The following is a 19,488-nucleotide window of genomic DNA, read 5'->3' on the forward strand; positions in this document are numbered from 1 at the left end:
TCAGCCTCCAAATCGCATCGTTGCCGCCAGCTTGAGCGTTATGCCCGGCTCATAGACCGCAGCTGTCGTGCTGCCGTTGAGCGGGTTGGCGTATTTGACATCGAACAGATTGTCGGCGCGGAAATCGACCTTGAGATTATCGGTCGCCTGATAGCTCGCGAAGGCATTGACCAGCGTGTAGTCCTTGGCCACCGCATTGCCCTTCGGCTTGCCGTTGTACTGCACTTCGCCGCCAACAGTCAGTTTATCCTCGAGGAAGCGCAAGCCGAGCTGCGCCGTGACCTGGGAGGAGGGAATCGTGGCGAGATCTGCGCGGTCGCCTTCATACGATATGGTATGACCATTGATGATGGAGGCCGAAAGTCCGGCATAGCCCCATGCCGCGTCGTAAACGCCTTCCATTTCGAAGCCGCTGATCTTGGCCTTGGCGAAGTTCTGATACTGGAAGCAGATTGGGATCCCTGGGCCGAACGGACAGCCGCTGGTCGGATCGAATGCGGACAGCGTCACGCCTTCGATATAGTCGTCGACATCGTTGTTGAAATACGCCGCCTTGAGACGGAACGCGTCGCCAGCCTCCAAGATATCATTTTGCTTGTAGTTGACGCCGAATTCGGTCGTCTTGCCGGTCTCAGGCCGCAGATTGGGATTGGGCAGGAACGGGAAGCTGACGCCTGCCGGGTGATTGCCGCTGATCAGCGTTTCGGTAATCGACGGCGAGCGATAGCCCTCGGCATAGGTGCCGTAGAACTGAAGGCCTGCGAGGCCAGCCGATTCGAACGGCGAAACACCGACGGTGATACGAGGCGACACCCTGTCACCGGATGTCTCGCGTGAATCGTCCTTCAGGCTGTAATTGTCGTAACGCAGCCCGGCGATGACTTCGAGCCACTCCCAGGTGAGCTTGTCCTGGACATAGGCGCCAGAAACGTTGCGCTTGCCCGACGGCGTGTAGAAGCTGTCGCCGCCGGCCGTGCCGCCAGTCTTGACGTTATCGCCGGCCCAGTCGCCGCCATAGGTCAGTTCGTGTGCGACATTGCCGGTCTCGAATCGGGACGTGTTCCAGATGTCGATGCTGGTCGTGCCGATGTCGAAGGTCGACGTCGAGCCTGCCGGCAGCACGATAGGAAGGCCGGTGGTTGGATCAAACCGGTTGAGAGGGACGAGGCTGGTCAGATCGAGATTGGTCTTGTTGTAAGAGGTGTTGATATGGAGATCGAGCCAGCTCTTGTCCTCATCGGTGATGTTGTAGCGGGCCGTGAAGGTGTTCGACTTCAGGTCGACGTCATTGACCGGCACGCCGCCGCTGATCTCGTTCCAGCCGTCGCTTGATCCGACCCAACCGAGCTTCAGTTCACTGTTGTCGGTCGGGCGGATGGTGGTCTTGAGCAGGCCGCTGAGCACGTCGAAGCCGGTGCCCTTGACTGTGTCGCCGCCACCATCCTTGTAGTCGTCATAGTTGCGGTAGACGATGTTGCCGAGCGCATCCCAGTTCTCGTTGAAGCGGTAGGCACCGGATGCGCTTGATGTCCAGCCCTTGCCGTTGCTCTCATAGCGCCCCGTGACGGAGCCGGCCCAAGTCTCGTCCGGCTTGAGGAAATCCTCGGCGTCCTTGGTGTCGAAGAAGACGACGCCGCCGATGGCGCCCGAGCCGTAGGTGTTGGCGACGGGACCGCGGATCACGTCGACGGATTTGACGAGCTCGGGATCGATGTAGAAGGTCGACTGGGTGCCGTGGTCGGAACGCTGGAAATTCTGGCGGGCGCCGTCGACGATGACCGCGACGCGGCCGAAATCCTGCAAGCCGCGGATGTTGATACTAGTGCTGACGCGCCTGGCGTCGGCCTGCGCGGCGACACCGGGCACGCCGAGCAGCATCTCGTTCGGCGTTGTCGCCATGCGGCGGTCGAGCTGTTCCTGATCGACATGGCTGGCTGACGCCAGCGATTCGATCGCCGTCTCGCCGGTGCGACTGATGACAAGAATCTTGTCGAGCAGCGTTGCGCCCGCTTGTGCCGCCTTTTCCCCGTCAGCCTTCTTCGTTTGATCTGTCTGCTGGTCCGCCGCCTGCTGAGCGTTGGCCAGTTGCGCCGACAAGGCGATCGCCGCCACGCTTGCCAGCAAAGCCGCCACGCCCTTCGCTGCCGACCGGCCGCGCCATTCCCAAGTCATCAACCCCATGCCCCAACTCCAAAGTCCAGGTTTCATGCTGGCTGGCCCGGGGCTGGCTGGCAGTTTTGATCGTGTCCGGCGTCTTAAATGTTGACTCATTTAATCCGGTATTGCACTGACTAGTAAACATGATTATGCAAGTCAAGAAATGAATCGGATTACGCAACGCCTAGCCAGACGCCCGGCACAGGAAAGGGATCCATCCAGATGAACACCCACAATCCCAACGATTTTCGCTATCGCGTCCGCCGTTCCGACGATGCCTCCGCCCGTTTCGACCGGGTTCCGCTGGCGGTGCGGACGCTGTCCAGCAACACCCTGTTCCAGGGCGAGCACGAGATCGGCATCGAGCATCATGGCGCGCTCTACCGGCTGAAGATCACCCGCCAGGGCAAGCTCATTCTCAACAAGTAGGACAAGGCAACAGGGACGAGACATGGACCAGCGCGTAAAACCCGCCCCGCAGGAAATCCGGCGGGCACGGACAGACAATCCGAAGACGCGCGAGCGTGATCTGGCTGTCCAGCTCGGCATTTCGGAGGCCGAGCTGGTCGCCGCGCATTGCGGCGACGGCGTCGTCCGTATCGAGCCGCGCGTCAACGATCTTTTGACCGGCCTCGAAGCCGTCGGCGAGGTCATGGCGCTGACCCGCAATGAAAGCGCGGTGCACGAAAAGATCGGTGTCTATGACAAGGTTGTCACCGGTAACCACAATGCCATGGTGCTTGGCGAAAACATCGATTTGCGCATCTTCCCGAAGGTGTGGGCACACGGCTTTGCCATGGAAAAGCGCGATGGCGACGAGGTCCGCCGCAGCTTGCAGTTCTTCGACCCCGCAGGCGAGGCCGTGCACAAGGTGCATCTGCGACCGGCCTCCAGCCTCTATGCCTATCAGAAGCTGGTCGCCGCGCTCGGATCGTCCAACCAGGAGCCGACGGTCGACATTTCAGGGCCACTCCCCGATGACGAGATCCATGGCGACGAAGCGGCCGCCAATCTCGACGATCTGCGCGACCGCTGGAGCCGGCTGACCGACGTGCACCAGTTCTTCGGCATGCTGAAGACGCTGAAGCTCAGCCGCAGGCAGGCGGTGCGCATGGTCGGCCAGGACTATGCCTGGCTGCTCGACAATGATGCCGTTCGGGCCATGTTCCATCATGCCGTGGAAGGCGAGATGCCGATCATGTGCTTTGTCGGAAACCGCGGCTGCATCCAGATCCATTCCGGGCCGATCAAATCGATCAAGCCGATGGGGCCATGGATCAATGTGCTGGACGAAACCTTCCACCTGCATCTGCGAACCGATCGCATCCACGAGGTCTGGGCCGTGCGCAAGCCGACCAAAGATGGTCATGTCACCTCGCTCGAGGTCTATGACGTCGACGGCAAGATGATCATCCAGTTCTTCGGCAAGCGTCATGAAGGCGAAAGCGAGCGTGACGACTGGCGGTTCCTGGCGGAAAACCTGCCGCGCATCCCAAGCCCGACCGCAGCCTGAGGAAAGTAAGATGCGTTTTTTCCCCGGACTGTCGGCTATGCGCGGATCGATCCTCGGGTCGATGGCCGGTCTTTCTCTGGCTTTTGTCGCGCTGCAACCTGCTAGCGCCACCGAAGGCACGGCCGTCTTCGCCGATCCCTCGAAAATTGCGGCCATTGGCGGCTCGATCACCGAGATCGTCTATGCGCTCGGCGAGGAGAAGCATCTGGTGGCGCGCGATTCCACCAGCCTGTACCCAAAGGCGGCGCTTGAGCTGCCCGATGTCGGCTACATGCGCGCGCTGTCACCGGAAGGCGTGCTCTCGGTCAATCCGACCGGCATCCTGGCGCTGCATGGCAGCGGTCCCAGGGAAGCCGTCGATGTCTTGAAGAAGACGAGCGTCCCGTTCATCGAAGTGCCCGAGCACTATAGCCACGAAGGCATCATCGAGAAGGTCCGCATCGTCGGCAAGGCGCTCGGCGTCGACGCCAAGGCCGAAGTGCTGGCCAAGGAGCTCGACGCCAAGCTCACGGCCGCTGAGAAGCAGACCGCCTTGATCAAGGAGCGCAAGCGCATCCTGTTCGTGCTGTCCATACAAGGCGGCAAGATTCTGGCGGCCGGCAGCGAGACCGCCGCCGACGGCATGGTCAAGCTGGCTGGCGGCGTCAATGCGGTCGAGGGCTTTTCCGGCTACAAGCAGATGTCCGACGAGGCCGTTATCACCGCTAGGCCGGACGTGATCCTTATGATGAGCAATGCCGGGCCTCCGGTATCTGACGACGAACTGTTCGGCAATCCGTCGATCGCCTCGACGCCGGCCGGAACCGCACGCAAGCTGATCCGCATCGATGGCGCCTATCTGCTCGGCTTCGGGCCACGCACGGCTGATGCCATCCACGACCTCGCTGTCTCGCTTTATGGCGGGCAGGTCACGGACTGAGCAGGCAGATCATGGTTGATCAATCGATCGCCGGTCCGGTGATGGCGAGCGCATTTGAAGGCGACCGGTCGGGCCGCGCCCGCATCGTCATTCTTCTGCTGTGCCTGGGGCTCGCGGCTGCCGTTTTTCTGTCGCTGACATCGGGGGCGTCGGACGCATCGGCCGTCAACGTCATCGGCGACTGGCTGTTCGGCACCGTGCCTGATAACGCTGCGTTGAGCGCCCGCGACAGCCTGATCGTCTACGACATCCGCCTGCCGCGCATCATCCTCGGCATGCTGGTCGGCGCGGCGCTCGCGGTTTCCGGCGCGGTCATGCAGGGACTATTCCGCAATCCGCTGGCCGACCCCGGCCTGATCGGTGTTTCGGCTGGCTCCAGCCTCGGCGCGGTTGCCGTCATCGTGCTCGGCGCCACAATATTGGCTCCGGTGACAGCCTTGCTCGGCACGCTTGCATTGCCGCTGGCGGCCTTCTGTGGCGGGCTCGCCACAACGCTCGTGCTCTATCAGGTTGCCACGCGACGGGGACAAACCTCGGTTGCCACAATGCTGCTCGCTGGCATCGCGCTGGCGGCGCTTGCGATGGCGCTGACCGGCATCCTCATCTTCATGGCCGACGATCGCCAGTTGCGCGACCTGACTTTCTGGCAACTCGGATCGCTCGGCGGCGCGACCTGGGCGAAGATTGCTTCGGTCGGGCCGATCATCGTGCTGGCGCTGGCGGCGATGCCGTTCCTGGCACGCGGCCTCAACGCGCTGGCGCTGGGCGAGGCGACCGCCGGCCATCTCGGCATTCCGGTGCAGCGACTGAAATACACGGCCATCATCGGCGTCTCGGCGGCGGTCGGCGCGTCCGTTGCCGTCAGCGGCGGCATCGGCTTCGTCGGCATCGTGGTGCCGCATCTGCTGCGCTTGGCTATCGGTCCGGACAATCGCTATCTGCTGCCGGCGTCCGCGTTGCTCGGCGCCTCGCTGCTGCTTCTGGCCGATGCGGTCGCGCGCACCATCGTGGCGCCGGCGGAACTGCCGATCGGCATCGTCACCGCGATCGCCGGCGCACCGTTCTTCCTTTGGATCCTGCTGCGCAAGCGCGGCGTGATTGACTTGTGAGGTTTGGATGATCGAGGCAAGGGATGTTTCGGTTGATATCGCCGGCAAGCCTATCGTCACCGGTGTCGATTTCCACGCGCGGCCCGGCGAGATCGCCGCCATCGTCGGCCCCAATGGTTCGGGTAAGACGACCTTCCTCAAGGCGCTTTCCGGCGAACTCGCCTATACCGGGCGCGTCGCGCTCAACGGCCGCGATCTCCGCGCGATGAAGCCGGTCGAGACCGCCGTCCAGCGCGCGGTGCTGCCGCAGGCGACGACGTTGTCGTTCCCGTTCACGGTGCGAGAAGTGGTCAAGCTTGGCCTTGTCGGCGGCCGCTCGGGCGTCTTGCCGGGCGAGGATGCGCGGCTGCCGGAACGGGCGCTGGCGCGCGTCGATCTCGACGGCTTTGGCGGACGTTTCTACCAGGAGCTTTCGGGCGGCGAGCAACAGCGCGTCCAGCTTGCGCGCGTGCTGTGCCAAGTCTGGGCACCGGTGCTCGACGGCAAGCCGCGCTATCTCTTCCTCGATGAGCCGGTTTCCAGCCTCGACATCAAGCACCAGCTGATCATCATGAGCATTGCCCGCGACTTCGCCAGAAGGGGCGGCGGCGTGGTTGCCATCCTGCATGACCTCAATCTCACGGCCATGTATGCCGACCGGATCTTCGTCATGCATCGTGGCCGGCTGGCCGCCACCGGGTCGCCGCAGGACGTGCTGAGCGATGATCTGATCGAAAAAGTGTTCGACTGCCGGCTCAGAGTCGGCGTGCTGCCGGCCGGAAACATGCCGTTCGTGCTGCCCCAGTCAGCGGCCTAGTTTATTGCAGTAGGTCTAGCCAGACCACGACGTGGCCAAGTTCAGGCAGCCGGGGCGCGGCGCTCCATCAGCATGTCGATGCCGAGCAGGTTGCGCACGTTCGGGCGTGCCGCCACGAGGTCGGCGATCGTGTAGCGGGAGAGCACGGCGAAGAACGCGTTCAGCGCCTCGCGCAGCGCCGAATTCAGCGCGCAGCTGTCGACCAGCGGGCATTCGGCGGCATCGTTCTCGAAGCACTCGGCCATGGCGAAGCTCTCTTCCGTCACGCGCACGACATCGAACAGGCTGATGGCTTCAGCCGCCCGGCCAAGCTTGACGCCGCCATTCCTGCCACGCACGGTCTGGACAAGGCCGTGCTCGACCAGCGGCTGCAGGATCTTGAACAGGAAAAGCTCCGACACCGAATAGGCGGCCGCGATCTCGGGGATACGGCTCAGTCGGTCATCATTGGCCGCGCAATACATCAAGATGCGCATGGCATAGTTGGTCTGGCGCGTAAGCCGCATTTTTGTCCTCACAAGGCTCTGGTGCGGTGCAACCACGCCAGATTTGGAAATTGCTGATGCGGCTTTGACCCGAAATTCCGGATTCGCCACATTGGCCTCGGCCGAATATGGCCTATACCTTGGAACAATTCCAGACTGGCTTCGCCCAATAGATGATTTTTCTCCTCAACTTTGTGTGCGCGCCCGAGCAAGATTCCGGGCGAAACCGGCTGTCGCGGGTATTTTGGCCGTCAAACCACTAAATAGGCTGAGATCGACGAGGAGCGGTTCATCCATGTCACAATCGGCTTCGTCCCTGGCGCCTGTTCGTTTCGATGCGGACGCGGATGCCAAGCTTTCCGCGTTGCGGCGGACAAAATTCGTCGCGGCGGCCGCGCTGGCGCTTTGCGTGCTGGTGTTTGCGCTCGCTAAATCATTCGAGCACACCTATCCGTGGCTAGGCTTCGTCGCAGCCTTTGCCGAGGCGGCGACCATCGGCGGGCTGGCCGACTGGTACGCGGTGGTGGCGCTGTTTCGACGGCCGCTGGGACTGCCGATCCCGCACACCGCCATCATCCCCGAGAACCAGAGCCGCATCGCCGACAATCTCGGCCGCTTCATCGAGGTCAACTTCCTCGCCCCTGAACCGGTGCGTGAAAAGCTTGCCGAGGTGGATTTTTCGGCGCTCGTCGCCGACTGGCTGGCCGATACTGAGCGCGCCGCCGGCCTGTCGCGCTTCGTCGTGCGGCTGGTGCCGCAGACGCTTGCCGCAGTCGAGCAATCCGGCCTGCGCGGCTTCGTCACCAGCCGCATGCTCGAACAGATCGAGAAGGTGCCGCTGGCGCCGCTGGCCGCCGAGCTGCTCTCCGCCCTGACCGATGATCGCCGCCACCAGAAACTGTTCGACGAATTCACCAAGGTGATCGGCCGGTTCCTCAACGACGAACAGGCACTGGCGACGATGCGCGAAAAGATCCGCGAGGAACTGCCGTCGCTGTTCAACCTGTTCAGAGCGGACGCCTATCTCCTGAAGAAGATCGTCGCCTCGGCCGGCTCGCTGCTTGATGAGGTGAGGGCCGATCCCGACCACCCGATGCGCGCTGAATTCGACCGTTTCGCCCAAGCCTTCATCGAAAAGCTGAGGACATCGAAGCAATATGCCAAGCGCGCCGAGAAGCTGAAGCGCGATTTCCTGGCCCGGCCGGAGGTCAAGGGATTGGCTGGCGACATGTGGGCAAGCCTCAGCCAGTTCATCGAGCAGGACACCAAGGCGCCGAATTCTGTCATCCGCGCGCATCTCGCCAACATGTTCGTCGAGGTCGGGCGGCATCTCGCCGGCGATGCACAGATCAGGGCCGATATGAACCAGGGATTCGTGGTGGCGCTCGCGTCGTTCGTGGAGAGCCAGAAGAGCGGCGTGTCGACATTCATCGCCGACCAGGTCAGGCGCTGGGACCTTGCGCAGCTGACAAGGCTGATCGAGATGAACATCGGCAGGGACCTGCAATACATCCGCTTCAACGGCATGATCATCGGTGGCCTCGCGGGTGTCGTGCTTTATGTGGCCGAGCGGCTGTTCCTCGTGAATTGACGCGCGGCGAGGCTGGCGCTGATTCCATCGCGTTGGAAATGGACACACGGCACGCGGATGCTATTCTCCAGCTGAGGGCGCCCGCATCCGCGGCAAAAGGGGAGCAAACGAGCATGGCAAAACAACCGGAATCCGATTCCTTCATGGACATGTTCGGCAGGTTCGGTCGCGACCTGAAGGTGCCCAATGTCGACGTCGAGGCGATCCTCGCCCATCATCGCAAGAACCTCGAAGCACTGGAGAAATCGGCACGAGCCGGTGCCGCGGGCGCATCCTCGCTGTTATCAAGGCAGCGCGAGATGCTGCAGGACACGCTGCGCGAGGTCACCGAGGTAGCACAAAGCTACAGGGCGCCGGGCAATCCGCAGGAGCTGATGGCCAAACAGACGGAGTTTGCCAGAAAGTCCTTCGAGGCGGCGTTGAAGAATGCCGGCGAAGTGGCTGAGCTGGTCAAGAAATCCGGCACCGAATCGGTCGACATCCTGCGCAAGCGCATCAAGGAGGCGATGGAGGAAATCCGCGCCGGCTACGAGAAGAAGTAGCAGATATGGCCGAGGCCGGTTCGTTGCTGCCGGCTGGCCCGAAGCCTGGAAATCCCGATTTAACCTGCGACTGCCCTCGCGGCATGGTGCGATTGCGGCCGGATTCGGCGGAACGGATTCACGCAGGGCGAATTGACAGAGGCTGTCAGTTCGTGGTCCGGAGGCTTTGTAAGCGATCGGGAAAGCAGGAATGACTGAAATACGGCCTAAAACGCCGCCGACCTTCGACCAGTTGAGGACGATGGCCGGGCAAGAGCTCGGTGTGTCGGAATGGACGACGGTCGACCAGAACCGCATCGACCAGTTCGCCGAATGCACCGGCGACCATCAATGGATTCATGTTGATCCTGAAAGGGCGCGGCGGCAAAGCCCGTTCCGCACGACGATCGCGCATGGCTACCTGACGCTGTCGATCATCGGCGCGCTGGCGCTCGGCATGGGCATCGTGCCCGAGAATACGCAGGCCGCCTTCAACTATGGCTTCGACAAGGTGCGGTTCCTGGCGCCGGTCAAGGTCGGCGCGCGCATCAGGCTGCGCACCACGCTGCTGTCCATGGAGGACAGGGGGCCCGGCCAGTATCTGATGAAGGCGGCCAACACGGTCGAGATCGAAGGCGAGGAAAAGCCTGCCCTGATGGCTGAAACGCTGGTCATGCTCTATGAGCGTCGCAAGCGGGCAGGGGCTTGAGCGGCGGTTCGCCGGAAGCGATCGGTTCGCGCAAAGTCAGAGGTTTTGCGACACTTCCACCGGTGTCTGCCGCTTGAACTCGGCGCGGGCCGAGAGCCGCGCGAGGAACAGGGCGACCAGCGCCAGCGCTGTTGCTGTCTGAAAAGTGACCTGCATTCCCCGGGCGGCGGCCTCGGAACTCAAAAACTTCTGACCAATGCCTGCGTGCCCTTCGGCCGATGCGACGGCGAATATGGCGCCCATCAACGATGCGCCGGTGATGAGGCCGAGATTGCGCGAAAGGTTGAGCAAGCCGGAAACGACGCCGCGCTGGCTGGCACTGATACCGGTCATGACGGCTGCATTGTTCGACGTCTGGAACAGCGCGTAGCCGATGCAGGTGACAGTGATTGGAATGACATAGCCGGCAATGCCGAACCTCAACATGGCGAGCGACAGCAGGAACGTGCCTGTCGTGAGGCTAAGCAGGCCTGCGACCATCATCTTGTGAGCGCCGAAGCGATCGGTCAGGCGTCCGGCCACCAGCGCCGACAGGGTCGAGACAAGCGGCCCGGTCGACAGCACGAGGCCGACCATTGCGGCATCGAGCCCAAGTCCGCGGGAGAGATAGAACGGGGCAACCACCAGGGTCGCCATCATAACCGTCGCGACAACGAGGCTCATGGCGAGACTGGCGCTGAGCTGGAGATCGCGGAAGCTGGCAAGCCGGATCAACGGGTTTTTCACTTTCGCCTGCACGGCGGCGAACAGAAAAACGCCGATGCCGGCGGCGACCAACAGGCTGATGTTGAGCGCACCGAAATTGCCTCTGCCAAGCGTCATGGCCAGCGCATAGGCGGCCAATGTCAGGCCCAGCAGGGCGGTGCCCATGACATCGAACGTGCCTCGGTCGACCTGCGCTGTCTTGCTGCGCGCCGGTAAGGCACGCCAGGCGAGAGCGAAGGTGAGCACACCCAGCGGGACATTGATGAGGAAGATCGTTCGCCAGCTGAAGCCGGCGATCAAAAGGCCGCCGAGCGAGGGGCCAAGTGTCGTGCCGATCGCGGACATGGCGCCGAGCAGGCCCATGGCGCTGCCGATTCTGTCTTTGGTCACGGTTTCGGCAACAAAGGCCAGCGTCAACGCCATCATCAGCGCCGCGCCAAGTCCCTGCACGGCCCGCGCGGTGATCAGCAGCCAGAGTGTCGGCGCCAGGCCGCAGAGCACCGATGCCGACGTGAACAGCGCGATGCCGCCGAGCAGCAAGGGCCTGCGCCCGAATATGTCGGCTAGCCGTCCGGCGCTGACGATCAATGTGGTGATGGCGAGCAGATAGGCCAGAACCACCCATTGCACGGACTGAAACGACGCGCCGAAATTCTGCATCAGCGATGGCAGCCCGACGCTGGCAATGCTGGTTCCCAGCGACGACAGCAGCGTGGCGAGCGACAGACTTGCCAAGGCCCAGCGGGCGGATTGCATCCGTGGCAGCGCCGATGCGCGCCCGTCACGATTTTGCTCAGCGATTGCCACGGCGATCTCCTTCCATCAGCCCCACGATCGGAGCTGCTGGAGATCTAGTCCTTTGACAGATGTGGCGGAACGCGCAGCATTTGCATCCTATTCGTGCGTTTGGCGCCATATCATGCCATGATCCGCCGATGACATCGCCCGATCTCAACCTGCTCTTTGCTCTCGACGTCCTGCTGACCGAAGGCAGCGTGGCCCGCGCCGCCAGCCGTCTGCGCCTCAGCCCCTCGGCGATGAGCCGCACGCTGGCGCGACTGCGCGAGGCGACGGGCGATCCGCTGCTGGTTCGCGCCGGTCGCGGCCTTGTGGCGACGCCGCGTGCGGAAGAACTGCGACAGCAGGTTGGCCGTGTTGTTCAGGACGCGGAGGCGCTGCTGCGTCCTGCCACCCTGCTTGATCTGCGGAGCCTGGACAGGGTCTTCACGCTGCGCACCAATGAGAGTTTCGTCGAAGAATTCGCGCCGCGTCTCGTCGCCCGTATCCAGGCCGATGCGCCCGGCGTGCGGCTGCGCTTTGCACCGAAGTCCGACAAGGACGTGATGTCGCTGCGCGACGCGGCGATCGACCTGGACATAGGCGTCGCTGGCGAGACCGGACAGGAGGTGCGCATTCAGGCGTTGCTTCGCGACCGCTTCATCGGCGCCGTGCGAACGGGCCATCCCTTGAGTGAGGGCACGGTGACGCCAGAGCGCTATGCGGCAGGCCGGCACATCAGCGTTTCACGGCGTGGCCGCGAGAAAGGGCCGATCGACGAGGCTTTGAACCTGCTCGGGCTGCAGCGGACAGTCGTGTGCATGGTTTCCGGGTTCTCGGCAGCACTAGCCATGGCCCGCACGTCGGATCTGATCGCCAGCGTGCCCGAGCGGCATACCGAGGGTGCACGCGCCGGCATGCACAGTTTTCCCCTGCCGGTTGCCACCGCAGAGGTCACCATCTCCATGCTGTGGCATCCGCGCCTCGATGCCGATCCGGCGCAACGCTGGCTGCGCGACTGCGTGCGGGAGGTCTGCGCGGCACGCGTCAACGCGCCATCGCCGCCTCGAGCACCCTGAAAATCCGCTCGTCAGCGCATTGGGCAACGTTGAAGCGCAGGAAACGGCTGGCCGTTCCGGACAGGCTGAATGCGTTGCCGGGCGCCAGCACGATGCTGTCGGCCAGAGCGCGGCGAGCCACTTCGGCCGCGTCCACGCCATCCGGCAGGCTGCACCACAGGAACAGTCCGGCCGGCTGGTCGATCCAGGGTGTGACGCCGATCGCCTTCAGGCGGGCGCTGGTCTCGCCCATGGCGCGCGCAAGCTTCGCGCGCAGCAAATCCATGTGCTTGCGGTAGCTGCCGTCCTTGAGCAAGGTCAGCACCAGTTCGGCCGCCAGCCTGCCGCCACCGAAGGTGGTGGCGATCTTGAGGTCGGTCAGCGGCTCGATCCAGTCGCGGGGTGCCGCGATGAAGCCGCAGCGAACCGACGCTGACAGCGTCTTGGAAAAGCTGCCGATATGGACGACGCGGTTGAGACCATCGAACGCCGCCAGCCTGGGCGCCGGCGCATGTTCGAAATCGGCGAAGATATCGTCCTCGACGATGGTCAATTCCGATTGGTCGGCGAGCTTCAGCAGCCGGTGCGCCGTGACCGGCGACAGGATCGCGCCGGTCGGGTTGTGGATGGCGGAGTTGGTGATGTAGAGGCGCGGCCGGTGCTCGGCCAGCGCCTGCGCGAACAGCTCGATATCCGGCCCCGACGGCGTGTAAGGGACGCTGACGACCTTGGCCCGGTGGGCGCGCAGCAGCGCGTGGAAGTTGAAATAGCAGGGGTCGTCGACCAGCACCGTATCGCCGGGTTCGATGAGGAACCGGCACAGAAGGTCGATGGCCTGCGTGCCCGATTCCGTCAACATGATCTGCTCGGGCGAGACTTCGATGCCGTGCCCGGCCATACGCCGCGCCAGCAATTGCCGCAGCGGCGGCAGCCCGAGCGGCGTGCCGTAGTCGGCCAGCGCGATATCGTCGGCGCGCGCCGCCGTGCGCAGAGCCCGGCGCAAACCTGTCTGGGGCATCCACGAGGCCGGCAGCCAGCCGCAGCCGGGCTTCAGCATGTCATCGCCAGCCTCCAGAGACTGGCGCGAGATCCAGAGCGGATCGACGGCGCGGTCGAGGCGAGGCCCAATCTCGGCCAGCGACAGGGGCGCCAGCGAGCCGGCGGCATAGAAGCCCGAGCCCGGCCGCGAACGGATCGCGCCCTCGGCGGCGAGCCGCTCATAGGCTTCGACCACGGTGGATTTGGACACCTGCATGGATTTGGCGAAGGCGCGGATCGAGGGGAGTCGCGCTCCGGGCGTCAGGCTGCGTGCCGCGATCCGCTGGCGGATCGTCGCCATGACGCCTTCGACGAGCGTTCCGCTGCTCTCGCTTCCTGTGGCCTGCTTGTCCATCCGTACTGCTCGATTGCCCATGACAGTTTTGTACAACTGTACCGCATTGTCTCTGGCAATGCCACGGGCTCCGCGCGATACGGAGCCGACAAACGGAGCCTATGATGGACAAGATCGCGAGCGGCTGGGTAAACGGATTCATCGGTGTGTTGATCTTCAGCGGCTCGCTGCCGGCAACGCGCGTGGCGGTGAAGGATTTCGATCCGACATTCCTGACCTCGGCCCGAGCGGCGATTGCCGGCCTGCTTGGCCTGGCGCTGCTGCTCCTGTTTCGGCAGAAACGCCCGGAGCGCGGCGATCTGCTGTCGCTGGTGATCGTGGCACTTGGCGTGGTTGTCGGCTTTCCCTTGCTAACCGCGCTGGCGCTGAAGCACGTCACCACGGCCCATTCCATCATCTTCGTCGGCCTGTTGCCACTGGCAACCGCGATCTTCGGCGTGCTGCGCGGCGGCGACCGTCCGCGCCCGGCGTTCTGGCTGTTTTCATGTATAGGCAGCGCGCTGGTCGCGGGTTTTGCCCTGACGCAGGGTGTGACGGCCTCGCCGGTGGGCGATGGTCTGATGCTGGCTGCCATCATCGCCTGCGGTCTGGGCTATGCCGAGGGCGCCGCGCTGTCACGCAAGCTTGGCGGCTGGCAAGTGATCTGCTGGGCGCTGGTGCTGTCGCTGCCGATCATGCTGGTGCTGACGCGGATGACCATGCCGCCGTCGTTCGACGGCGTCGGCGTCAGTGCGTGGATCGGGCTTGCCTATGTCTCGCTGTTCAGCATGCTGATCGGCTTCGTGTTCTGGTATCGCGGGCTGGCGCAAGGCGGCATCGCCGCGGTCGGGCAGTTGCAGCTGCTGCAGCCATTTTTCGGGCTGGCACTGGCAGCGACGCTGCTGCACGAGCAGGTCAGCCCGCTGATGGTTGTCGTCACGCTTGGCGTGGTGCTTTGCGTCGTAGGCGCCAAGCGATTCGCGAAGCAGGAATTGCCACGACGCGCGATCGCCTGATGATGGTGTCGTCTTCGCCTAAAACTTCGTCACCACGCCGATGCCGATGCCCTCGAAGCCGCCCATCGCCACCAAGGCCGCCGGCGCCTCATCGAGGCTGATCTTCTTGCCGACCAGCAATTCGGGCTTGAGCTTGCCGTTGCGGATCATGTCCATCATCGCCTCGTAGCGGTAGGCCTGCATGCCGTGGCTGCCGAGGATCTCGAGCTCGAAGGCGATCACCTTGTCCATCGGCACCTGCGGCCGGGCATGCTCGCCCAGCATCAGGCCGATCTGCACATGGCGGCCGCGCCGGCGCAGATTGGCAATCGAATTGAACGAGGTGGTGGGGTGGCCGAGCGCGTCCATCGACATATGCGCGCCGCCATTGGTGATCTGCTTGACCGCCTTGACCACATTCGGGGTCTTTGACGCATTGATGGTGGCGACGGCGCCGATCTTTTTGGCAAAATCCAGCTTCTCGTCGGTGAGGTCGATGGCGATGACATTGGCGCCCATGGAACTGGCGATCATGATCGCAGACAGGCCGACGCCGCCGCAGCCATGCACCGCGACCCATTCGCCCGGCTTCACCCGGCCCTGATCGACAATGGCGCGAAACGAGGTGACGAACCGGCAGCCGAGGCTGGCGGCGGTGGCGAATTCCATTTCGTCGGGCAAGCGCACGAGATTGGTGTCGGCGTGTTCTATGGCGACATATTCGGCAAACGAGCCCCAGCCGGTGAAGCCAGGCTGCGTCTGGTGCTCGCAGACCTGGTGATTGCCCGAATTGCACTCGAAGCAGCGGCCGCAGCCGACGGCGAACGGCACGGTGACGCGTTCGCCGGCCTTCCAGCGGGTGACCTGCTTGCCGGCAGCGACGACGATGCCGGCCAGTTCGTGGCCCGGCACGTGCGGCAGCGTGATGCTGTCGTCATGACCCATCCAGCCATGCCAGTCGCTGCGGCACAGGCCGGTCGCCTCGACCTTGATGACGACGCCATCGGCGGCCGGCTTCGGATCGGGAACGGTCTGGATCGTCGGCGCTTCGCCGAATTTTTCGAAGACGACGGCTTTCATCGGTTACTCCACCCTGCTGCAGCTGGGAAACGATAGCCGATTCCCTCTCCGGTCAAGCGGAAATCGATTCCGCCAGACCTCCGGCGCCGACGCCACGTGTGGGCCGATGAAGCCTATTCGGCATCGATCTGGTTCTGGGGTGCGGCTTTCTGGAAGGTCGGCAGCGCCATGCAGGCGGCGTTGATGCGCGCGATCGTCGGGTAGGGCGTTAGGTCGACGCCGAAGCGGGCATTGCTGGCAATCTGCGCGGCAAGGCAGATGTCAGCCAACCCCGGCGTGTCGCCATGGCAGAATTGTCCAGTCTCGTGCGAGGAAGCCAGGATCTTTTCAAGCGGCTGAAAACCCTCGTTCACCCAGTGGCGAAACCAGTTGACGACGTCCTCGTCGCCGGCGCCGAACAGGGTGCGCAGCGAGGTCAGCACGCGCAGATTGTTCACCGGATGGATGTCGCAGGCGATAATCTGCGCCAGCATTCTGACCCGTGCCCGTCCGGCCGCATCCTTCGGCAGCAGCGGTGGTTCCGGGCTGGTCTCGTCGAGGAATTCGATGATCGCCAGCGACTGCGTCAGCAGCGTGCCGTCGCCGAGGATCAGCGCCGGCACCAGCCCTTGCGGATTGACCGCGAGATAGGCTGCTTCCAGATGCTCGCCATGGCGCAGATGATGCGGGACGTAATCGTAACTCAGCCCTTTCATCTCCAGCGCGATCCGCACCCGATAGGAGGTGGAGGAGCGATAGTAGTTGTGCAGGACGAGTTCGCTCATGCGCTCACTTCGGTTGGCCGATGGTTATCTCGATCGTGCCGATGCCGTCGACGCCACCGGTCATCGTGTCGCCGGCACGAACCGCGCCGACACCGGCCGGCGTGCCGGTGAAGATCAGGTCGCCGGGCTCCAGCTCCACCGCCTCGCTGCAGATCGACACGATATCCGATATTGGCCAGATCAGCTCGGCGAGGTCGGCGTCCTGCCTGACTTTGCCGTTGACGGCGAGCCAGATGCGGCCCTTCTGCGGATGGCCGGATTGTTGCGCTGACGTCAGCGGGCTGCAAGGCGCGGAGCGGTCGAACGCCTTCGACCAGTCCCACGGCCGGGCGGCCTTCTTGGCCTCGTCCTGCAGATCGCGGCGGGTGAGGTCGATGCCAACGCCATAGCCCCAGACATGGTCTAGCGCCTTGTCACGGGGAATGCGGAAGCCGGCTTTGCCGATCGCGGCAACCAGTTCGATCTCGTGGTGCAGATTAGCCGTCAGCGGCGGGTAGGGAATTGTGGCGCCGGAATCGACCACCGCGTCGGCCGGCTTGGTGAAGAAGAAGGGCGGATCGCGCTCGTCATTGCCGAATTCGCGGGCATGCGCGGCGTAGTTGCGGCCGACGCAGAAGATGCGGCGCACCGCGAAACGCTCTGGTGAGCCCGCAACGGCCACCGATGCGATCGCGGGCGAGGGAAGGACGAAGTCTGTCATGGAGGTCTCTGTTTGGTTGCCGGAACATTCGACCGATTTGGGCGTTCCGGCAAGGCGATTGGTCGAGAAAGTGCCGGCGGCACTTTCCGCCGGAGATGGCGATATACTATTTGGGAATAATCTGGCCATGGTGGCGAGGTTATTCTAATCGCCCACGAACTGAAATGAACCCCATGACCGCAATCCACGATCGCGCCCGGTTCCTGATCATCGACGACCACCCGCTGTTTCGCGAGGCGCTGCACAGCGCGGTGCAGATGGCCTATCCGGAAGTCGACACGGTGGAGGCGCGCTCGATCACCGAGGCGCTCGATCTGCTGGCCGGCGCCAAGCCGTTCGACCTCGCGCTGCTCGACCTCTCGATGCCCGACGTGCACGGCTTCGAAGGCCTGCTGCAGCTCCGAACCCGCTATCCGCGCCTGCCAGTGGTGATCGTCTCGGGCTATGAGGAGCCGAAGATCATTTCCGAGGCGCTGTCCTATGGCGCCGCCGGCTTCATTCCGAAATCGGCGCGCAAGAGCGACCTCGCCGCCGCCATACGCTCGGTGATGGAAGGCGCGATCTATGTGCCGGAAACCTATGAAGGCCGCACACCGGACGCCGAAAGCGTCGACCGCGCCGACATGGTGCAGCGCCTGTCGACGCTGACGCCGCAACAATTGCGCGTGCTGCAGATGCTGCGCCAGGGCCTACTCAACAAGCAGATCGCCTATGAGCTGCAGGTGGGTGAGACCACCGTGAAGGCGCATGTCTCGGAAATCCTGCGCAAGCTCAATGTCTATAGCCGCACGCAAGCGGTGATCGAGGTGTCGAAGCTGGACAATGCGGAGCTGTTTCGCGATCAGGCGGGATTTTGAACTGACATTCCCAGTTGTGGGAGGGTGTCAAGCTAAGCCAGCAGATGCGCCAGCAGCGCCCGCAGTTGTGCCGGCTTCAGCGGCTTGCGCATCAGTTCGATGCCGCCGGCGCGCGCGGCCTTGGCGACCGCTTCCGAACTGTCGGCGGTGACGATCAGCGCCGGCACGGCGCGGCCGAGATAGTCGCGGACTTCGGCGATGGTGGCGGTGCCGAGATCGCCGCCGTCGAGATGCTGGTCGGCAATGACGATGTCGGGCACCCAGTCGGTGTCGCCAAGCATGTCGAGGGCATCGTCGGTCGAGGTCGCGGCGCGCACCAGGCATTGCCAGCGTCCGAGCAGGAAGGTCATGGCCTGCAGGACCTCGACATCGTTCTCGACCAGCAGCACCTTGGTGCCGAACAGGCCATAGCCGCGCGGCCGTTCCATATCGGCGATGCTGGCGATGGCGTCGGCCGGGGCGCCGATGCCGACGGGAACATCGATGTGGAAGATCGTGCCGCGTCCGACCTTCGATGAAAATGTCACGGGATGGCCGAGCGCGCTGGCCATGCGGCGCACGATGGCGAGCCCGAGCCCGAGACCGCCGCCGTCCAGTTCGGCATTGGCCGTCGAGGTGCCGCGATGGAATTCCTCGAACACCGCCTCGCGCTGGTCGTCGGGAATGCCGCAGCCGGTGTCGGCAACGTCGATGCGGATGGTGTCGCCTCGATGCCTGGTGCCGACCAGCACGCCGCCCGAGCGTGTATAGCCCAGCGCATTGGAGAGGATGTTCTGCAGGATGCGGCGCAGCAGCGTGCGGTCGGAGCGGACCACGGCATTGACCGGCCGGAATTTCAGCGACAGCCCCTTCAGTTCCGCCACCGGCAGGAAATCCGAGCGCAGCGACGAGAACAGCGCCTCCAGGCTGACGTCGCCTATGTCGGGCTGCACCACGCCGGCGTCGAGCTTGGAGATGTCGAGCAGGGTGCGCAGCAGGTCCTCCATCGTCTCCAGCGAGCGCTCGACCTGTCGCACCAGCTTCCTGCCCTCGTCGCTGGTCTGCACTTCGGCCAGCGCCGAAACCGAGAGGTGGGCGGCGTTCAGCGGCTGCAGCACGTCGTGGCTGGCGGCGGCGAGGAAGCGGGTTTTCGACAGGTTCGCCAGTTCGGCGTTTTCCTTGGCGGCGCTGAGGTCGATGTTCGACTGCTCCAGCCGGCGCAGCGTCGAATGCAGTTCCTCGGTGCGTGTGCGCACCCGATTTTCCAGTGAAATCGCGGTCTGGAACAGCGAGAAGGCGTTGCCTTGCTGGTCCATCGAGCGCTCAACGCGGCTGACCAGTGCCGCGTTGATCTTCTTCAGCTTTTCAAGATCGTTTATGTCCCTCAGCGGCATCTTGTTG

Annotated in this window: 19 protein-coding genes; 11 read left to right on the forward strand and 8 right to left on the reverse strand. The window is 63.8% G+C overall.

What is annotated here, in order from left to right; translation table 11 throughout:
• Positions 1–2,181, reverse strand: coding sequence for a TonB-dependent hemoglobin/transferrin/lactoferrin family receptor (locus EJ076_RS18315; protein WP_126068834.1), 2,181 nt, complete (start codon positions 2,179–2,181; stop codon positions 1–3).
• A 198-nt stretch (positions 2,182–2,379) separates the two neighbouring features.
• Here EJ076_RS18315 and hemP point away from each other — a divergent pair, with 198 nt between their 5' ends.
• From hemP to EJ076_RS18340, 5 genes are read left to right on the forward strand one after another with little or no spacing between them, the layout of a single operon-like run.
• On the forward strand, positions 2,380–2,586 hold the full coding sequence (gene hemP, locus EJ076_RS18320; protein ID WP_023757683.1) for a hemin uptake protein HemP: 207 nt from the start codon (positions 2,380–2,382) through the stop codon (positions 2,584–2,586).
• Positions 2,587–2,608: 22 nt separating this feature from the next.
• Entirely contained in the window at positions 2,609–3,670 is a 1,062-nt protein-coding gene (locus EJ076_RS18325) for a hemin-degrading factor (RefSeq protein WP_126068835.1), read from the forward strand.
• 10 nt (positions 3,671–3,680) lie between these two features.
• The gene (locus EJ076_RS18330; RefSeq protein ID WP_126068836.1) at positions 3,681–4,589 is read left to right on the forward strand and encodes a hemin ABC transporter substrate-binding protein; all 909 of its coding nucleotides are present in this window, start codon (positions 3,681–3,683) and stop codon (positions 4,587–4,589) included.
• A gap of 11 nt (positions 4,590–4,600) precedes the next feature.
• Positions 4,601–5,698: an iron ABC transporter permease gene (locus EJ076_RS18335; protein ID WP_126068837.1), complete on the forward strand. Its 1,098-nt coding sequence runs from the start codon at positions 4,601–4,603 to the stop codon at positions 5,696–5,698.
• Positions 5,699–5,705: 7 nt separating this feature from the next.
• A complete protein-coding gene (locus EJ076_RS18340) occupies positions 5,706–6,494 on the forward strand; it encodes a heme ABC transporter ATP-binding protein (protein WP_109668723.1) in 789 nt (262 codons plus the stop codon).
• A 41-nt stretch (positions 6,495–6,535) separates the two neighbouring features.
• Here EJ076_RS18340 and rirA read toward each other — a convergent pair whose 3' ends face one another.
• Positions 6,536–7,000 (reverse strand): iron-responsive transcriptional regulator RirA, encoded by a 465-nt coding sequence (rirA, locus tag EJ076_RS18345; RefSeq protein ID WP_109668725.1) that lies wholly within the window; start codon positions 6,998–7,000, stop codon positions 6,536–6,538.
• Positions 7,001–7,274: 274 nt separating this feature from the next.
• Here rirA and EJ076_RS18350 point away from each other — a divergent pair, with 274 nt between their 5' ends.
• The 3 genes from EJ076_RS18350 to EJ076_RS18360 all read left to right on the forward strand — a co-directional run bounded on the left by EJ076_RS18350 (position 7,275) and on the right by EJ076_RS18360 (position 9,800).
• Complete coding sequence (locus EJ076_RS18350) at positions 7,275–8,570, forward strand: DUF445 domain-containing protein (protein WP_126068838.1); 1,296 nt, start codon at positions 7,275–7,277, stop codon at positions 8,568–8,570.
• A 113-nt stretch (positions 8,571–8,683) separates the two neighbouring features.
• The gene (locus tag EJ076_RS18355; RefSeq protein WP_126068839.1) at positions 8,684–9,112 is read left to right on the forward strand and encodes a phasin family protein; all 429 of its coding nucleotides are present in this window, start codon (positions 8,684–8,686) and stop codon (positions 9,110–9,112) included.
• 190 nt (positions 9,113–9,302) lie between these two features.
• The gene (locus EJ076_RS18360; protein ID WP_109668731.1) at positions 9,303–9,800 is read left to right on the forward strand and encodes a MaoC family dehydratase; all 498 of its coding nucleotides are present in this window, start codon (positions 9,303–9,305) and stop codon (positions 9,798–9,800) included.
• Positions 9,801–9,836: 36 nt separating this feature from the next.
• Here EJ076_RS18360 and EJ076_RS18365 read toward each other — a convergent pair whose 3' ends face one another.
• Entirely contained in the window at positions 9,837–11,312 is a 1,476-nt protein-coding gene (locus tag EJ076_RS18365; protein WP_126068840.1) for an MFS transporter, read from the reverse strand.
• 128 nt (positions 11,313–11,440) lie between these two features.
• Between EJ076_RS18365 and EJ076_RS18370 the strand changes: the two genes are divergently transcribed.
• Positions 11,441–12,361: a LysR family transcriptional regulator gene (locus EJ076_RS18370; protein WP_126068841.1), complete on the forward strand. Its 921-nt coding sequence runs from the start codon at positions 11,441–11,443 to the stop codon at positions 12,359–12,361.
• On the opposite strand, the gene EJ076_RS18375 is transcribed toward EJ076_RS18370, so the two are convergent.
• Positions 12,330–13,733 (reverse strand): PLP-dependent aminotransferase family protein, encoded by a 1,404-nt coding sequence (locus tag EJ076_RS18375; RefSeq protein ID WP_126068842.1) that lies wholly within the window; start codon positions 13,731–13,733, stop codon positions 12,330–12,332. The two genes, EJ076_RS18370 and EJ076_RS18375, sit on opposite strands and share 32 nt — an antisense overlap.
• 104 nt (positions 13,734–13,837) lie before the next feature.
• Between EJ076_RS18375 and EJ076_RS18380 the strand changes: the two genes are divergently transcribed.
• On the forward strand, positions 13,838–14,728 hold the full coding sequence (locus tag EJ076_RS18380; protein ID WP_126068843.1) for a DMT family transporter: 891 nt from the start codon (positions 13,838–13,840) through the stop codon (positions 14,726–14,728).
• Between the two features lie 18 nt (positions 14,729–14,746).
• Here EJ076_RS18380 and EJ076_RS18385 read toward each other — a convergent pair whose 3' ends face one another.
• From EJ076_RS18385 to EJ076_RS18395, 3 genes are all read right to left on the reverse strand, one after another.
• Complete coding sequence (locus tag EJ076_RS18385) at positions 14,747–15,787, reverse strand: zinc-dependent alcohol dehydrogenase family protein (protein WP_126068844.1); 1,041 nt, start codon at positions 15,785–15,787, stop codon at positions 14,747–14,749.
• A gap of 113 nt (positions 15,788–15,900) precedes the next feature.
• A complete protein-coding gene (gene maiA, locus EJ076_RS18390; protein WP_126068845.1) occupies positions 15,901–16,551 on the reverse strand; it encodes a maleylacetoacetate isomerase in 651 nt (216 codons plus the stop codon).
• A 4-nt stretch (positions 16,552–16,555) separates the two neighbouring features.
• Positions 16,556–17,251 carry a fumarylacetoacetate hydrolase family protein gene (locus EJ076_RS18395; protein WP_126068846.1) on the reverse strand — a complete coding sequence of 232 codons (696 nt, stop codon included), beginning with the start codon at positions 17,249–17,251 and terminating at the stop codon, positions 16,556–16,558.
• Positions 17,252–17,424: 173 nt separating this feature from the next.
• On the opposite strand from EJ076_RS18395, the gene EJ076_RS18400 reads away from it, so the two are divergent.
• Entirely contained in the window at positions 17,425–18,108 is a 684-nt protein-coding gene (locus EJ076_RS18400; RefSeq protein WP_164548677.1) for a response regulator transcription factor, read from the forward strand.
• A 32-nt stretch (positions 18,109–18,140) separates the two neighbouring features.
• Here the strand turns inward: EJ076_RS18400 and EJ076_RS18405 are convergent, their stop codons facing one another.
• A complete protein-coding gene (locus EJ076_RS18405) occupies positions 18,141–19,481 on the reverse strand; it encodes a hybrid sensor histidine kinase/response regulator (RefSeq protein ID WP_109668750.1) in 1,341 nt (446 codons plus the stop codon).
• Between the last annotated feature and the right edge of the window lie 7 nt (positions 19,482–19,488).

It is taken from the genome of Mesorhizobium sp. M7D.F.Ca.US.005.01.1.1 (genome assembly GCF_003952545.1).
GTDB classification, from domain to species: domain Bacteria; phylum Pseudomonadota; class Alphaproteobacteria; order Rhizobiales; family Rhizobiaceae; genus Mesorhizobium; species Mesorhizobium loti.

What these genes read in the sequence shown, in the direction of transcription:
- EJ076_RS18315 (WP_126068834.1), bottom strand. Translation starts at nt 2,181, where the DNA reads ATGGGGTTGATGACTTGGGAATGGCGCGGCCGGTCGGCAGCGAAGGGC.
- hemP (WP_023757683.1), top strand. Translation starts at nt 2,380, where the DNA reads ATGAACACCCACAATCCCAACGATTTTCGCTATCGCGTCCGCCGTTCC.
- EJ076_RS18325 (WP_126068835.1), top strand. Translation starts at nt 2,609, where the DNA reads ATGGACCAGCGCGTAAAACCCGCCCCGCAGGAAATCCGGCGGGCACGG.
- EJ076_RS18330 (WP_126068836.1), top strand. Translation starts at nt 3,681, where the DNA reads ATGCGTTTTTTCCCCGGACTGTCGGCTATGCGCGGATCGATCCTCGGG.
- EJ076_RS18335 (WP_126068837.1), top strand. Translation starts at nt 4,601, where the DNA reads ATGGTTGATCAATCGATCGCCGGTCCGGTGATGGCGAGCGCATTTGAA.
- EJ076_RS18340 (WP_109668723.1), top strand. Translation starts at nt 5,706, where the DNA reads ATGATCGAGGCAAGGGATGTTTCGGTTGATATCGCCGGCAAGCCTATC.
- rirA (WP_109668725.1), bottom strand. Translation starts at nt 7,000, where the DNA reads ATGCGGCTTACGCGCCAGACCAACTATGCCATGCGCATCTTGATGTAT.
- EJ076_RS18350 (WP_126068838.1), top strand. Translation starts at nt 7,275, where the DNA reads ATGTCACAATCGGCTTCGTCCCTGGCGCCTGTTCGTTTCGATGCGGAC.
- EJ076_RS18355 (WP_126068839.1), top strand. Translation starts at nt 8,684, where the DNA reads ATGGCAAAACAACCGGAATCCGATTCCTTCATGGACATGTTCGGCAGG.
- EJ076_RS18360 (WP_109668731.1), top strand. Translation starts at nt 9,303, where the DNA reads ATGACTGAAATACGGCCTAAAACGCCGCCGACCTTCGACCAGTTGAGG.
- EJ076_RS18370 (WP_126068841.1), top strand. Translation starts at nt 11,441, where the DNA reads ATGACATCGCCCGATCTCAACCTGCTCTTTGCTCTCGACGTCCTGCTG.
- EJ076_RS18375 (WP_126068842.1), bottom strand. Translation starts at nt 13,733, where the DNA reads ATGGACAAGCAGGCCACAGGAAGCGAGAGCAGCGGAACGCTCGTCGAA.
- EJ076_RS18380 (WP_126068843.1), top strand. Translation starts at nt 13,838, where the DNA reads ATGGACAAGATCGCGAGCGGCTGGGTAAACGGATTCATCGGTGTGTTG.
- EJ076_RS18385 (WP_126068844.1), bottom strand. Translation starts at nt 15,787, where the DNA reads ATGAAAGCCGTCGTCTTCGAAAAATTCGGCGAAGCGCCGACGATCCAG.
- maiA (WP_126068845.1), bottom strand. Translation starts at nt 16,551, where the DNA reads ATGAGCGAACTCGTCCTGCACAACTACTATCGCTCCTCCACCTCCTAT.
- EJ076_RS18395 (WP_126068846.1), bottom strand. Translation starts at nt 17,251, where the DNA reads ATGACAGACTTCGTCCTTCCCTCGCCCGCGATCGCATCGGTGGCCGTT.
- EJ076_RS18400 (WP_164548677.1), top strand. Translation starts at nt 17,425, where the DNA reads ATGACCGCAATCCACGATCGCGCCCGGTTCCTGATCATCGACGACCAC.
- EJ076_RS18405 (WP_109668750.1), bottom strand. Translation starts at nt 19,481, where the DNA reads ATGCCGCTGAGGGACATAAACGATCTTGAAAAGCTGAAGAAGATCAAC.